General features: G+C 62.3%; 6 protein-coding genes. 3 read left to right on the top strand and 3 right to left on the bottom strand.

Annotated features, from left to right (window positions below):
• Nucleotides 1-120: 120 nt before the first annotated feature.
• The 3 genes from GH665_RS25500 to GH665_RS25490 all read right to left on the bottom strand — a co-directional run bounded on the left by GH665_RS25500 (nt 121) and on the right by GH665_RS25490 (nt 10271).
• Entirely contained in the window at nt 121-843 is a 723-nt protein-coding gene (locus GH665_RS25500; protein WP_153140058.1) for an OmpA family protein, read from the bottom strand.
• Nucleotides 844-924: 81 nt separating this feature from the next.
• A complete protein-coding gene (locus GH665_RS25495; protein ID WP_153140057.1) occupies nt 925-7353 on the bottom strand; it encodes an ESPR-type extended signal peptide-containing protein in 6429 nt (2142 codons plus the stop codon).
• A gap of 950 nt (nt 7354-8303) precedes the next feature.
• A complete protein-coding gene (locus GH665_RS25490; RefSeq protein ID WP_153140056.1) occupies nt 8304-10271 on the bottom strand; it encodes a YadA-like family protein in 1968 nt (655 codons plus the stop codon).
• Between the two features lie 359 nt (nt 10272-10630).
• On the opposite strand from GH665_RS25490, the gene GH665_RS25485 reads away from it, so the two are divergent.
• The 3 genes from GH665_RS25485 (at nt 10631) to GH665_RS25475 (ending at nt 16017) form a co-directional block, all read left to right on the top strand.
• Nucleotides 10631-11440 carry a response regulator transcription factor gene (locus tag GH665_RS25485; RefSeq protein ID WP_153140055.1) on the top strand — a complete coding sequence of 270 codons (810 nt, stop codon included), beginning with the start codon at nt 10631-10633 and terminating at the stop codon, nt 11438-11440.
• Between the two features lie 7 nt (nt 11441-11447).
• The gene (locus GH665_RS25480) at nt 11448-13763 is read left to right on the top strand and encodes a sensor histidine kinase (protein ID WP_153140054.1); all 2316 of its coding nucleotides are present in this window, start codon (nt 11448-11450) and stop codon (nt 13761-13763) included.
• A 76-nt stretch (nt 13764-13839) separates the two neighbouring features.
• Nucleotides 13840-16017 carry a TonB-dependent siderophore receptor gene (locus tag GH665_RS25475; protein WP_153140053.1) on the top strand — a complete coding sequence of 726 codons (2178 nt, stop codon included), beginning with the start codon at nt 13840-13842 and terminating at the stop codon, nt 16015-16017.
• Nucleotides 16018-16024: the final 7 nt, after the last annotated feature.

Raw genomic sequence — 16024 nt, 5'->3', positions numbered from 1 at the left:
CATCAACGGCGCCTACGGCAACGACATCATGGCCGCGAGCGCACCTTGGCGGCGCTGGGCGGACACGCCCAGCGCCGAGGTTCGCCCGGTCATTGCGAGTCCGTTCGGCGCTGGGCCATCTCACTGCGCCCGAACTTCGATGGAGACGCGCCGGTCCGGTTGCAGGCAAGCGATGACTGCCCTGCTCCCACCGTCCGGACATTGCGTTGTTGAATCGCGGGAGCCCACGCCCGTTGCGTGAATCAACTCACCGTTCAGTCCGTGATCGATCATGTACTCCCTTATTGTCTGGGCACGCGCGAGAGACAACGGCTGATTGAGCGTTTCAGGCCCAAGACGGTCGGTATGGCCTACGACCGAAATAGCCTGAACGCCACTGCGCTGCTTGATACGCGCGATGACCTCGTCGAGGCTCGCCGCCCCGCCCGGCAACATCGAAGCGCGGCTTGATTGCCCGAAGGCAAACAGCGCGTCGCTTTGCAATACGAATTGCGCGACCGTTGGCGGCTCGGCTGCGGCCGGCGGCGAAGCCGCTGCAACCGGCGTATCCGGCGCGTCGCCACATGCGAATGTGAGCCGTCGCGTGACATCGGACTGGTCACTATCCGGCAGCAGGCGTCCAACTTTCTGCACCGGGCGAACCGGTTCTCCGTGACATATCCGCTCGGCGACTTTCATACAGGTAGCGGGTCCTTCGAATACCCCATGACATTCGACCTGATGAAGCCTGGAACCGTCCGCGGCCGTAACGGTATAAGCATTAAACGTCGGCCCGGAAGCACTCGAACATCCCGCAAGAAAAACCAGGCTCAGCGATAAACTCCATCCGGAAATCTGCTTCATTATGTTCTCCATACTGTTTTTTCGTACGCCCGGTTCGGCGCACGATCAGGTTGTCCGCATTTGAGCGAAGGCGTCCGCGCGCTACCATTGCATGGCCGCGCCCATCCCGAAGGTTGTGCCGCCGGGGCTCATGCCGACGCCTGCTTTCATCTTGATGTTCTCGGTGAGACGAGCGGTTCCGCCCAGCGCGACGGCCTGATAGCCACGGAAGCCCGCCGTGCCGATGCCAAATGACAAGGTTTTGTCCTTGTCGACTTCCGGAATCATCGTCAACGCGGTCGCTGCGGCGATGCCGGAATAGGCATTGCGCGCGACCGAGTTGATGCCCGATTGCAACTGGTCCACGCGTTGGTCGGTATAGGCATTGGCTTGTGCCAGTCCGGCATTGAGCTGGTCCACGTTGACGGCGTCCGTCCCCTGCGTACCCGCAGCCACATTTGCCACCTGCCGCGTATCGTTAAGTGAGCCGACGGATACGACGTTGCTTCGGCCTCCGTCCGTGCTGTTGGATCCCAGCGCCACCGAGTTATTCCCGCTCGCCGCTGCGCCGACGCCAACCGCAGTGGCGCCATTCGCGCTGGCTTGCGAACTGTTGCCGACCGCCGTGCTATTCGAGCCGGAAGCTACCGAGCCCTGGCCGCCCGCCGAAGAATTCGGCCCCGTGGACGCGGGTGAAGAACCCGGCGTGGACGAGAAGGGGGCACCGCCGCCCCCGCTTTGGTTATTGATCAGCGTGGTCAACTGCGTGGTGACTGCGGCAAGCTGGCTTACATTCACCGCGTCGGTTCCGGCCTTGCCGGCAGCCACGCCAGTGATCTGCCGATTGCCGATATTGACCTCGCCCGCGGACGACTGCGGACTGCTCAATCCGTACGCGATGTAATTGCTCAACGCGCCAACCGTCGTAACCGACCCCGCGCCCAGCGCAACGCTGTTTGCCATCGTCGCGCTCGCACCCGAACCCATCGCGACCGCGTCGATAGCGCTGCTTTGCGCACCCGAGCCGATAGCCACGCCGCCTGCGTTCGCAGCCTTTGCGTTCGCCCCTTGTGCGATCGACTGGGCGCCGCTTGCGATCGAGCCACTGCCGAGCGCAATCGCGTCGGCCTGTGCCGCGTTCGAGCTCTCGCCGATCGCGACGCCGCCCGGTGCTGTCGAATCGACGATAGCGCCGTTGCCGATGCCCACGCCGTTGTCGCCGTTGACCACCGTCGTCGGTCCAACGGCAATCGACTGCGCACCGACCGCGAGCGAATCCGCCGCCGTCGAATTCGCGTGAAAGTACATCTGTCCGGTCACGGCGAACGACGACAGCGCGCCCGCAAGCTGTCTGATCGTGACCGCGTCCTGGGCCTGTGTGCCGTCCGCGACGTTGGTCAACTGGCGATAGGTATTGCCGGCCGCGCTGCCGAAAGACACGGCGCCGAGCAAGGTTTGATCCGACGTGTTGAAGGGAATCGCATGGGTGCCATTCGCGATCGAACCGATACCGGAAAGGACCGCGCGATTGGACACCGATCCCGAGCCGATCGCGACCCCGCCTGCCACCGATACGCTCGACAGCGCCCCCAATGCAAGCGCGTTGTCCGCCTGCGCGGCAGCGCCGTTGCCGCCGGCGAAGCTGCTCACCCCGGCGGCGGTTGCCCCTACCCCTGCAGCCAACGCATTGACGCCGGTGGCGCCGTCGTTGTTGTAGTTGCCGCCTTGCGTGCCGCCGTCGTTGACGCTGTAGTAGTGGACCTTGCTGGCCGTGACTACGCTGGCAAGGTTGTCGACCGCCTGATCCGTCGCATAAAGCTGCGAACCGTTCACGGCGTCCGTACTCCCTGCGTTCACCTGGCCGGCCGCCACGTTGGTCACCGTGCGCTCGTGACCCGCGCTACCCACGCTCACCGTGCTGGTCGGGGCGGTACCGGCGTACGTGTAGGCCGTGCCGTTGATCGTGGCACCCGTCGTCACCACCGCCGCGGCTGTTGTCGAACCGCTGCCCAGTGCAACGGCATTGGCGTTATTGGCAACCGCGCCCTGCCCCAGGGCCGTGCTGTTGGCGCCGGCCGCGCTTGCGGCCACGCCCGCCGCAAGCGCGTTGGTGCCGGTGGCACCGTCGTCGGCATAGTTGGCACTCTGGGTACCGCCGTCGTTGACGCTGTAGTAGTGCGTCTTGTTGGCGGTCACCGTCGTGGACAGACTGCTGACCGCCTGATCGGTTGCATACAGTTGCGAACCGTTCACCGCGTCGGTACTCGCCGAGTTCACCTGGCCGGCCGCCACGTTGGTCACCGTGCGCTCGTGACCGGCGCTGCCCACGCTGACCGTGCTGGTCGGAGCCGCACCTGCATAGGTGTAGGCCGTGCCGTTGATGGTGACACCCGGCGTCGCCACCGCCGCGGCTGTTGTCGATCCGCTGCCCAGCGCCACACTATTGGCAAACGTCGAACTGGCTCCGGCACCAAGCGCTACAGCGTCGGTGGCGCTGCTTTGCGCGCCTGAGCCCACAGCCACACCGCCCTGGTTAGCGGCATTCGCGTTGGCACCTTGCGCGATCGATTGCGCGCCGCTCGCGACTGCGCCGCTGCCGAGCGCCATGGCGTCGGCCGCGGCCGAATGCGATTGCTGGCCGATCGCGACACCGCCAGGCGCCGTCGCATCGACCACGGCCCCGTCGCCGACCCCGACACCGTTGTCTCCGTTGACAACGGTCGTCGGTCCGACCGCGATCGACTGCGCACCCACGGCCAGCGAATCGGCCGCCGTCGAATTCGCGTGAAAATAGTTCGTGCCCGTCACCGAGAACGATGACAATGCGCCCGCGAGTTGCCTGACTGTGACAGCGTCCTGCGCCTGCGTGCCGTCGGCGACATTGGTCAATTGACGGTAGGCGGTGCTGCTGCCGACGGATACCGCACCCAGCAGGGTCTCGTCGGAGGTATTGAACGGAATCGCGTGGGAACCGTTGGCGATAGATCCGACCCCGGGCAGAACCGCGCGATCGGAAACCGATCCCGATCCGATCGCCACGCCGCCGACAACCGAAGCCGTCGCTTGCAGCCCGAATGCGGTTGCGTTGTTCGCCAACGCCTGAGCACCGTTGCCCAGTGCCGTGCTGCTCACGCCGGAAGCCAGCGCGCCGACACCCGCAGCCAGGGCGTCGACGCCGGTCGCGCCGTCATCGGCATAGTTGGCGCCCTGAGTGCCGCCGTCGTTGACGCTGTAGTAGTGCGTCTTGTTGGCGGTGACCGTCGTGGACAGCGCGTCGACCGCCTGGTCGGTCGCGTACAACTGCGAGCCGTTCACCGCGTCGGTACTGGCCGAGTTCAATTGGCCCGCGGCAACATTCGTCACGGTGCGTTCGGCGCCCGCTTTGCCGACGCTGACCGTGCTCGCCGGATTGGTACCGGCAAACGTGTACGCGGTCCCGTTGATGGTCGCGCCTGGCGTCCCCACTGCGGCAGCCGTCGTGCTTCCCGCACCCAGAGCCACCGCACCGGCATTGGTGACCGTTGCGCCGGAACCGATCGCCACGCCTTGCGTCGCCGCGGCCGACACCGTTGCAGCGTCGCCGAACGCGACCGAGCCGGCATTGTTCGCCTGCGATGCGTTGCCCAGCGCGACGGCGCCCTGGCCGGTCGCTGCATTGGCATTGCCGAGCGCCACCGCGCCCTGGCCGTTGGACGTATTGTTCGCGCCCATGGTTATCGCACCGGTCCCGACCGCCGAGTTCGGGTCGCCAATGGCAACCGCGCCGTTACCGCTGGCCGTATTGCCCACACCGATCGACACCGCCTTGCCGCCAGTCGCGGTTGCCGTCTGACCGATCGCGATGGCGCCGGCCGTATTCGCGGTTGCCCCGGTACCCTGGGCAATCGAATCGCCGCCCGTGGCTTGGGCTCCGTTGCCCAACGCAATGTCGTTGGCCGTCGTCGGTGCGCCGTTCACGCCGGCCACTGCATTCAGACCCTGGGCGATCGAATCGTTGCCGAAAGCACTGGCAACCGGCCCCACAGCAATCGCGTTGGTACCGGTGGGAACGCTATCCGCCAGCACCGAATTGGTGTGGAAATATTTGATCCCGCCACCATTGTTGATGTTGGAAATCGCTGTGGTATTAGCCGTGACCTGCTGGTTGGTGGCGAACAGTTGGGAGCCGTTCACCGCATCCGTGCTCGTCGCGTTCAACGCGGCCGGCGCCATGTTGGTAATGGTCACCGGCGACCCGGCTCCCGCGCCGCCGGTCGCACCGAGCGTGATCTTCGTCCCGCCCGCCGCGTCGTACTTGACCGCGATATTGGCCGTGTTGTCGATATTCGTATTCAGCGCGCTCAACGCACCGGCAACCGTCGTCTGCGCCGTGGGTCCGGTTACGGCGCCGGTAGTGCTGACGGTGTTGACCGGTTGGCTAAAGCCGCTCAGATCGCCGGTCGCGGCGCTATAGCTGGCGCCGCCGCCCAAGGTGCCCGCTGTCGACGCGCCGAGATTATTGACGCCGGTGACAACCGTATTCAGCTGCGAGCCGTTGATTGCGTCGGTGCTGGCAGTCGAAATCACGCCCGCTGCCACGTTCTGCAGTTGCCGTTCCTGGCCGGCGGACCCTATCGACACCACGCCGTTGGCCGCGTTCGCGATGCCGGCCGCCGTGCCGCCATAAAGCGCTGTGGTGCCCGTATGTGGCGCTGCCGTTGTACTGCCCGCACCCAATGCGACGTCGTTCGCGTTGCTGGCTGACGCGCCGGCACCCAGCGCAATCGCACGGGCCTGATTGGCCACCGCCGAATCGCCGAGCGCCAGCGCGCTCGCGCCGTTCGCGTTGCTTGCGTTGCCCAGCGCAAGCGCGCCTTGACCATTGGCGGTATTGCCATTGCCCTGCGCTACCGCGCCATTACCCGTGGCAGTATTGTTCGCGCCGACGGCGACCGCACCATTGCCGGTCGCGGTATTGGGATCGCCAATCGCGACTGCGCCGTTGCCGCTGGCGGTCTGCGCCTGACCGAGCGCCACTGCGCCCGTCCCGCTGAGCACCTGCGAGTTATGACCGCCGGCGAACGACCCGGCGCCGGCTGCTGCAGCGACCGTGCTGCCGTCGCCGATTGCGACCGTGGAGGCGGCGAGCGCACTCGCGGCATTGCCGATGGCAGAAGCATTGACCGCGTTAGCCGTCGCCGAGGTGCCCATGGCGAGGGCATCGGTGTTAGCCCCTGTCTGCGCCGAATCGCCTATCGCAATGGACGAAGAGCCAGCCGAGTTCGCTCCGGAGCCGATCGCAATGGCGCGAATGCCCGACGCCGCGGCACCCGCCACCGTCGCCGGAGTAGACGCGCCGCCTTCGGCAACGGTATCGGATGACCCCAACGCTATCGAATTGGCACCGGTGGCTTGCGAGCCGTTCATCATGCCGAGCGCGTTGAGCCCTGAGGCGGCGGCGCCCGCCCCCAAAGCCACGGCATTCTGTGCCGTCGCTTTGGACACTGTGCCGGCGGCGAGCGACGAGGGACCGGATGCAGTCACGTCCGTGCCGACACCAATCGCACCGGCAGCCGTTGCGCCGGTGCCCGCGACAGAACGCGGTCCGAGATAAACGGCGTTGAGACCGCTGGCGATGGACTGGAAGCCGACAGCGACAGCATGCGTCCCGGAGGCAGTGGCGATATAACCCACTCCGACGGCTGCAGGTCCGCTTGCCACCGCCTGGTAACCAATCGCAGCGGCATAGTCGGCGGTAGAGGTAACGTCCGTGCCAATCGCAATGGACGCCGTTCCGGTCGAACCGGTGCCCGCCAGGCTGCGCGCTCCCAGATAAAGGGCGTTGGCGCCAGTGGCACTGGCTCCCGAGCCGACGGCTATGCCGTTGGTCTGGGAGCCAGTGGCTCCGCTGCCCAATGCGACCACGCCTGACGCGGCAGCATTGGCACTCGAACCCATTGCAACGCTGTTGTCTCCGGTTGCTTTCGCCAACGGGCCGACAGCGGTGGACACATTCCCGCTTGAGACAACATCGACGCCGATCCCGATGGCCGACGTTCCGCTGGCGGCGACATCGGTCCCGATCCCAATCGCCGACTGCGCGGTTGCGCCGGTGCCCGGAGCGGTGCGCGCGCCCACGTAAATGGCGTTGATGCCATTGGCAATAGCCTGAAAGCCGAACGACAAAGCATTAATTCCCGTGCTGCTGGCGCCATAACCTACTGCGGTGGCTCCGCCGCCGGAGGCCGTAGACTGTTGGCCCACGCACGTGGTGCTGCCACTATAGAAGTTATAGGGTGCCGTCGCGCAGCTCAGTTGCGCCTGCGCTTGCGTGCCCCATCCGCCCAGGCCCATTAGCAACAGTGCGATGACGACCCGCGGACTGGAGCCCTGCGGCGCCGTAGCGCCATGTTCACCCTGCTCGCCGCTGCGTCCGTCGCATAGGGAGGCAGCCGCTCCTGACTTTCCCTTGCCGCGCGACGTGTCCAGCTCCGACGCGGCTACGAATGCGCCCAGCGCCTTATTCCAGATGGTCCGATATGCTTTGTTCATGTCGTTGCCTCACCAGGTAATTGAAATGAGAAGTTCTTAAGCACGAGCGTGTGCATGCATCCAAATTATTCAGGATGCCTATTTATAGTGTTCAAAGTAACTCTCTACGGCGCGTGTTGCTTTAGCGTTGGAGCTGCAGCAAGTTGCTTCCGTCCTCGGTTAGTGACGAATCTTGAGCGCGAGCAGATACCCATGCTCACGATATGATTCGCATGACTAAACAATCAATGAGGATCGGTCAGTTAGCCAGTTTTTAAAACGCTGGCTCCTGAGACGTTTGACGAATGTCTGGTTTATGAAGGTCCGAAGGGGAGACGCAAAGGAAGAACGATTGCGTGGCAGAACGCCAATTGCCGGCCAGACTGATGTGATTTCTTCGCCGAGGCAGCGCCCGACTCCGTTCCGACTGGGATACTCATCTTTACTGCCCCCTCAGTAGCCTGTTGCAACGTTTCCCGGCTCGTGGCATGACAAGTCGTCTTGCGCCAGGCTACACGCACCGTTTTTCTTTCTCGCCACATCTTGAGCACACTATGTGAGACGAAGGCCGCCGAGCTATCCGCATCGAATGCGCTGGCTCCCTTCATTAAGTCGTGTAATGAAAAGAAAGATGAGTGCCCGCGGGAACTTTCTCATAGGTCTTTTCATTTGTCTACCAAAAGCATTTGCCAATATCCGGGTGTTGCGCAATTCAATGCTCGACTTTCCTTGACCCCATTTCGACTGCCGAAATGAGTCAGAATTTCCTGATATGCCCTTCAGGATATCTGTAATTTTTTCTCCATTTTTTAAGTCAGTTTTGTGTAGCAACGTGCATTAAAAAATGCGAGACAAAGAATGAGAAGGAAAAAGAAATTCATTCGGCAGGCCGGCCTCGCAGGCTCTCCTGTTTCTTCCACATCTGCCCGCTGCTGCGCAAGGGCAGCAGCAGCGGGACACAGTCAAGTTACTTACCAGCGGTAGCCAACGCCCGCGCCCGCGCCCACGGACCCGTGACCCGAAACGCCCGTCGTGATCGAGCCTTTGACCATCCACTTCTGCGTTGCGACCGACAGCCCCACAGCCATCGCGGATTGTCCACCGTAGTTGCCGGCTGCGAGTGCTACAACCTTCTCGCCCGGCAACACAGCTTGCGGCAAATTCGCCATGGCGATTGCGGATGCTGTACCCGCGCTCGCGTCACGACGATATTTCTCCATGTCATCGCGAACGCTGTTGATTGCGCCATTCAGTTGCCGCACGTTGACTGCGTCAGTCGGAGCCGTACCGTCTGCAACGTTGGTAATCTGACGCTCAGCACCCGGCGCACCAACCGAAACCGTGTTGTCCCGGTCTGCGACTGAATTTGCACCCAGGGCAACCGAATTATTCGCGGTGGCCTGGCTATTGGTGCCGATCGCAGTCGAATCCGTGCCGGTGACTTTGGAGTTCGTGCCGATGGCGGTTGCACTCGCAGCCGTGACCGTCGCGTTCGTGCCGATTGCCGTACCATCCTGACCCGAAACGTTCGAGCCGTTGCCGACAGCGGTTCCGTTCGATGCCGACACCGACGAATTCGTACCCACTGCGGTGTCGGTACTGTCAATGACCGAGCCATTCGAGCCCGATGTCGAAATCTTGTCGACCGTGGTGGTGATCGACGCCAGATTGGTCGAGAGTGCCGAAACCTGCGAAGCGATCGAGAAGAGCTGCGATCCGTTCACCGCGTCTGTGCTGGTGGCGCTGATTTGACCGGCGGCGACATTCTGCAACTGATGTTCCTGACCGACCGCACCGATACTGACGACGCCGGTCGGCGCTGCGCCCGCGAAGCCACCGAAGGTGACGCCGTTCAGCGTGACGCTGCTTACGTTGGTTGCCGCGCGCGTGACCGCGCCGGAACCGAGCGCCGTCGAATCTGCGGTCGAAGCCGCGGCTGCGTTACCGATCGCGATTGAATTTGCACCTGTCGCTTGTGCGAGCGTACCCAGCGCAATCGCGTTGGCCGACGCGGCGTTCGCATTAAATCCAATCGCGACAGAAGTAATTGCTGATGCGGCTGAAGACTGACCAATTGCAATAGCCGATCCCCCGCTCGCCAAGCTTGAGTTGCCGAGCGCTGTCGAGCTGCCGCCGCTTGCCGTCGCTAAGGGACCAATTGCCGTTGCGCTGTTGGTGGCTGCGTTCGACCCGGCCCCTAACGCTACGGAATTCACATCAGCTGCCGAGGCATTCTCACCGATCGCGATCGCGTTCAGGGCAGTTGCCTGCGCACGGGCAATTGCAACGCTACCGATCCCGGATGCAACGGAATCCACACCGATGGACGTAGCGTCAGCCGCGCTCGCGTTCGCCTGAAAACCCAGCGCCGTTCCGCCAGCGGCTGAACTATTGGTACCGACCGCCGTTGAGAACTGAGCGGTAGTGTGTGCCAGAGCACCAATCGCAGTCGAGTCACCGTTCGCCGCGCTCGACCCACCGCCGAAAGCTACTGCCTGGCCGCCGCTTGCGACCGAATTAGCGCCCACTGCCGTGGCATTCTGGCCGCTTGCAGTTACCGTATCACCCAGCGCGGTTGCGGCCCCGCCATTCGCGGCGACATTGATCCCGACCGCTGTATTCTGACTGGTGTTGTTCGCGTCGCCGGCTACGGCGGGAAGGGTCCCGCCGGTACTCGCGGACGGAGCCGTAGCCCCCCCAATCGTTGCAGTCGTCCCGCCGATTTCACCGCCAACCGCCAGGTTATCTGCATGTGCATATCCAGCCGAGAGCGTGAGCGCCGTGAGTACAGCAAGTGCAACTTTCGACCTCGGGGAACACCCGCCATCGCCCATTTCCGCCTGCCCCGCTTCGCCCTGCACGCCACGCTGCGTTTCGGCCGCCGCGACCAGCGCGCCAATTCGACGATTCCAAACCAATTTATATCGGCTCTTGTTCATTACGTTCCACTCTCACTTGTCTGATAGTCAATAAAGGGATTCATGTCTGATCTCCGTCACGCTATGCAGAGGGATCACGACACCGATGTCTTACAAAATGTAGGAATTAGAAAATTTGTGTAAGGCGGCGAGGAATTATGGGCAGCGTTATTGCCGCATTCGTTTTGCCGGAGGGACGAAATGCTTTGCCGGAGGGAAAATTCTTTTGCTATCTGTGTGAAAACCGCTCGATTTAAATTGAATTAACAATTTGATAAGCGTCGCGGCTTTATGCTGACGACCGGTCTCTGCAAGCCTCAAGCTCCGTAATCAGCCGCCGTTAACAGGAACGTTTCCCGTCAAATCCTTTCGCCTACACGATGTCGCCCCGAAACACCACCCTCACGGATGCCCATCTTCTTGTGGTAGACGATCAGCCAGACCAGCTGCGATTGTTGATTGACGTATTGCGCAATGCTGGATGCCGGATCAGCGTCGGATTCGACGGGTCACAGGCTTATCAACGAGCCCTGGCGATTTCACCCGACCTGATCCTGATGGACGTACGGATGCCGCGGATGGACGGATTCGCCGCCTGCCGGCTGCTTGCCGCGGACCCTCGCACCTCTGCGATTCCCGTCATATTTCTGACGGTGGCTGGGGACCTTCACGATCGGATCAACGGCCTGGAAATCGGCGGCGTGGACTATGTGCTCAAGCCATTCGAGGCCGAAGAGGTACTTGCGCGGATTCGCATTCATCTCGCCCGGACACGCGGCAACCGGTACGCCGAAGAGGAGACATCCGCTTCGGAATTCACGGGTAACAGCGTCATCGTTCGCGCGGCCATCCGGCATTTGTCGCAGAGGCTGAGCGACGCGCCAACGGTCGAACAACTCGCGCGCCTCGTGGGCACCAATGAAAAACGACTGTCGCGTGCGTTTAGGGACAACCTTGGCAAGACAGTATTCGAGTATCTCCGGGACGAGCGCCTGCGGATTGCACAAAAGCTGTTGAGCAGCACGCCGGTGAATATTGCCAGCATCGCCGAAGAAATTGGTTTTTCCAGCGCCGCGAATTTCGCCACGGCGTTTCGCGAGCGATTCGGCATGCCTCCGTCAACCTATCGGGAAGAATTTCGCAGCCGGAGTCTGGCTGACACCGTGGAATCCGTCCTCGAGGCAGAGTGACGAGATCATGACTTCGACCTGGTGGTTCCGCTTGCTGTTCTTATGCCTGAGCTGGTGGACCACCCATTCGTTGGCCGTCGGTCTCGACACCACTGGAGCACAGACACAAGGGATTCCCACCCTGGACCAGGCGCAGGTATTCGAAGACACCTCGGGCAAGCTGAGACTGGACGACATACTCACGCTGTCCGCGGGAGCCACACAAGGTTTTCGTCCCATGCAGCAGAGTCGACTGAAACCGGGTTTCACCCGCTCGGCGTGGTGGCTGCGCGTGGCGGTGAGCAACCACGGTTCAGCAGTCCTCCCGCTCGTGCTCGTGTTCCAGGACGCGCGCCTCGAGAAAGTAGACTTTTACAGCGCCCACAACGGCCGCTGGACAAAAGACGGCATCGATTCCGCCGGCCTCGCATCGCAGTCGTTCTCGTCACGCTACCGGCTGGTGGATTTCACGCTCGCTCCCGGTGAACAGCGCGTTTTTCTCATCCGGGCAGCCAGCGACACCGCACTCACGCTCGAGCCGAGACTATATTCCGCAGCGGCATACGACGCGCTGGAGAAACGCGCGGCGCTCTGGGACGGAGGATTGATTGGCGGCACGCTCGCACTGGCGTGGTGCGCGCTGCTTATCGCCTATTTTTCCCGTAGTGTCTCGTTTCTTGTACTGGCCGCGCTGTGCGCTATGACGGCGTTGTTCGAAGCTGCGGATCGCGGCTATACGAAGCAATATCTGTGGCCTTTCGCGACCGAGTGGGGCGCCAGAAGTGTGACGGTGTTCGGATGTACTGCCGTGCTGCTGTTCATTGTCTTTATCTTGCGCATCTCACGCAGCGAAAAGGCAAACCTGCCGGCACGTTACATACTGTTCGGGTTTGCGTTGTTGCAGTGCGTCGCAGCGATAGGCGCCGCATTCGGCAATCTGTTCGCGTTCGCGCAAATCGGCGTGTATGTCAATGCACTGTTCGGCGTCTTCACGGTGATTCTCGCTGCACGGCTCGCGCGTCAGTCGACCCCCACCGCGCGAATCATGTTGCTCGTCATGATTTTCGCTCTCTTCACCTTTGCGTTGCGCATACTCGAAACGCGGGGCTCCTTGCCGACTGCTCTTGCATGGTTGAAATCCGACATTCATCCGAACCCGGTCGTGGCGATCATTGGGTTGGCCACCAACCTTATCGTGCTTGCAGCGTGGATAAACCACGTAGGAAAACAACGAACCGCGGCGAGAACCGAACTTGCAGACTGGCAAAGAAGCGAACACAACCGACTCCGCGAACAGGTCGCGCAGCGCACGTTGGAGTTGAACGACGCGTTGCTATACGCCGAGGAAAAGAATCAGCAACTGATCGAAACGCTGGGTTATGTCAGTCATGACCTCCGTGCGCCGCTTGCCACGATAACGGGTTATACCGGACAGTTGCGGGAACTGGCGGATTCCAGCCAGGTGAGACCGATTGAGGCCATCGAGCGCAGCGTGAACTATCAACTCGGCCTGATCGACGAACTGGTCGGATATGCAAAAACCGAATTGCAGCCGCTGGACATCGCTCCCGTCGCAACCAACCTGCCGGCGCTGCTGGATGACATTGCCGAGTACGCGGTCGCACTTTGCGCGCAGCTAAACAACCAGTTCAAGTATCAGGCATTGACGTCACTGCCCCGACGACTGACGATCGACGGGCGCCGCTTGCAACAGGTATTGCTCAACCTGCTGTCGAACGCATCGAAGTTCACCCGCGACGGCTCCGTTACGCTGACGGTCAGCGCGCGCCTGCAGGACAATCAATGGCACATGGGTTTCGAGGTCGCCGACACCGGCATCGGTATCGACATTGAAGCGCAATCGAAACTCTTTACGGCATTTCGCCAGATACAGGCGGTGAACGGTAGCACCGGCCTCGGCCTCATTATTTCGCAGCGCATTGTCAACACCATGGGCGGGGACTTGCGCGTATCCAGCGCGCCGCATCGCGGCACCTCATTCACCTTCGAACTCACCGTTCCCGTTGCTGAAGACGAGGGTGCGTTGCCGTCGAACGTCGTAGCGCATTCTTCCGGCGCTCCCGCACCTGGTCGCTCACAAGCCAGACACGGAGTCGCGGTTGCCGTTCCTCCAGAGCGCGATCGCCGGGAACTGGCAGCTCTTGCGAAAGACGGACGCCTGACCGACATAGAGCGATGGATCGAAAACATGATCGGGCGCCACCCCACATGTGCTGCGTTCCTGACTGACATGCGATATCGCCTCGAAGCGCTGGATTTCGCGGGTATCGAGGCTCTTGCTCTCGCACCGCACGAAACATCGACGCTCGCCGGGGAAAAATGAAGCGACGGCCGCACCGCGGCCGCTCTTTGACAAACGGCCGGCCGGGCAGCCCGCCAGCAAAACGGAGCAAGACAGCATGGTGTGGACAAAGGCCGCGAGGCAGCGCGCGATCACGGTCACTGTGAAGGGGATGTTTTGCGCAGCGGCTGCCGGCCATGCGCATGCGCAGGCGACGCGGCCAGCGGAGGATTCCGGCGTCACGCTGCCGGAGATCAAGGTGAAGGATGTCGCGAACGGGGCATCAGTCGGACTCGTCGGCAAACGCACCGCGACCGGCACGAAAACCGACACGCCGATCACCGAGGTTCCGCAAACGATCAATGTCGTGACCGGACAGCAGATCGAAATGACCGGTGCCACCGACCTCAATCAGGCGCTGCGCTACGTGCCAGGCTTCGCGTCGTTTGGATCCGACAGCCGCACAGATCTGTATGCGGTGCTGCGCGGCTTTACGCCCACTTTGTTCATCGACGGATTGCAAGCGCCGAACACGACACCTATCGCGAGCTGGCGCGTCGACCCGTACATGCTCGACAGCATCACCGTACTACGCGGGCCAACGTCGGTTCTGTATGGCGCCGGCGATCCGGGCGCGATCGTCGATGCGCAAACCAAACGAGCCGACGGCGAGCGCGTGCGCGAGGTGGGTGTGCAGATCGGCAACTATGCGCGCAAGCAGATCATGTTCGACATCGGCGATAGGCTCGACGCCGATGGCAAGTACGCGTATCGCTTCGTGGGCGACGCACGCGACGGCAACGCGGTGACCGGACCGAATGCGGACCGGCGCGTCGCGCTTGCACCGTCGTTTCGCTGGCGACCGGATTCCGACACCTCGTTGACGCTCACGGCGACCTACCTGCAGGACTGGAATGATATTTCGCACAACTTCCTGCCCGCGCAGGGCACCGTATTGCCAAACCCGAATGGGCAGTTGTCGCATGACGTCTACACGGGGGACCCCACTTTTAATGACTACCGCAAGAAGCAGTGGTCGCTCGGCTACCAGTTCTCGCACGACCTCGATTCCATCTGGACGTTAAGCCAGAACCTGCGCTGGATGCACTTGTCGCTCAGCGACGCGTCGGTGTTTGGCGGCGGCCTCGCCGAGGGAAGCACAACCGACATCACGCGTTACGCCGGGCTGTTTCAACCAAACTACAGCCGCTTCGACGTCGACAACAACGCGCAGGCGCGTTTCGCTACCGGGCCGCTCGAACATCGTGTGCTGCTCGGATTTCAGTACAACCGTCAGACGACGACCGACAGCGACTGGCTCGCGCTCGCGCCGGAGCTAAACCTTTACAACCCGGTCTACACACCGGTCACGACTGCGATCTTCTCGGGCCCGACATCGCTCGGCCACGAGGACCAGTACACGACGATGAACACGTTCGGCGTGTACGCGCAGGACCAGCTCAAATGGAACCGCTGGACCTTGACGCTCGGCGGCCGCGAGGATTGGGTCGACACGCACCTGGACGACCACGAGGCCGGCACGCAGACGAAACAGGATGTCAGCGCGTTCTCCGGTCGCGTCGGCCTCACGTACGAGGGCGACTACGGACTGTCGCCCTACATCGGCTATTCGACATCGTTCAACCCGGTCATCGGTGTGAAGATGTTCGGCGGCGGATTGCCCGAGCCGACGCGCGGCAGGCAGATCGAAGCAGGCCTGCGTTGGCAGCCGCCCGGCAAGAACCTGATGTTGAGCGCAGCCGTCTATCAGATCAATCAGACGAACGTCGTGACGCCGGCGCCGACGAATCTCGATCCGACTGGAACGTCTTCGGTGCAAACCGGAGAGGTGCGCTCGCGCGGCATCGAGCTGAGCGCGGTCGGAAACGTGACGCGCGAACTCTCCGTGATCGCGTCGTACATCTATCAGGACGTGAAGAATGTAAAGGCAAACGACGCGTCGCTGAACAACTGGCCGGTCGACATTCCTCGCCCTCGCCAGATGGCATCGCTGTGGACCGACTGGACATGGCATACGGGAGCGCTCGCCGGCTTCGGGTTGGGAGGTGGCGTCCGCTACCAGAGCGCGTCCGCCGGTGCGCCGGACAACTCGCTGACAGTTGCAAGCTATGTGCTGTACGACGCGGCACTGCACTATCAGACCCGCAACTGGCGTTTCATGCTGAATGCGGCCAACCTGTTCGACCGCCACTACATCAGCGGTTGCCAATCCTATTCGGTCTGCGCATTCGGCAATGGGCGAACGCTGCTAGCCAACGCGAAGTACACCTGGTAGCAAGACG

It is taken from the genome of Paraburkholderia agricolaris, assembly GCF_009455635.1.
Lineage (GTDB): Bacteria > Pseudomonadota > Gammaproteobacteria > Burkholderiales > Burkholderiaceae > Paraburkholderia > Paraburkholderia agricolaris.
The sequence above is the reverse complement of the archived record's forward strand: the minus strand, read 5'-3'. Positions and strand labels throughout refer to the sequence as shown.

Coding starts and splice junctions, on each gene's coding strand:
- GH665_RS25475 (WP_153140053.1), top strand. CDS start 13,840: ATGGTGTGGACAAAGGCCGCGAGGCAGCGCGCGATCACGGTCACTGTG.
- GH665_RS25485 (WP_153140055.1), top strand. CDS start 10,631: ATGTCGCCCCGAAACACCACCCTCACGGATGCCCATCTTCTTGTGGTA.
- GH665_RS25490 (WP_153140056.1), bottom strand. CDS start 10,271: ATGAACAAGAGCCGATATAAATTGGTTTGGAATCGTCGAATTGGCGCG.
- GH665_RS25480 (WP_153140054.1), top strand. CDS start 11,448: ATGACTTCGACCTGGTGGTTCCGCTTGCTGTTCTTATGCCTGAGCTGG.
- GH665_RS25500 (WP_153140058.1), bottom strand. CDS start 843: ATGAAGCAGATTTCCGGATGGAGTTTATCGCTGAGCCTGGTTTTTCTT.
- GH665_RS25495 (WP_153140057.1), bottom strand. CDS start 7,353: ATGAACAAAGCATATCGGACCATCTGGAATAAGGCGCTGGGCGCATTC.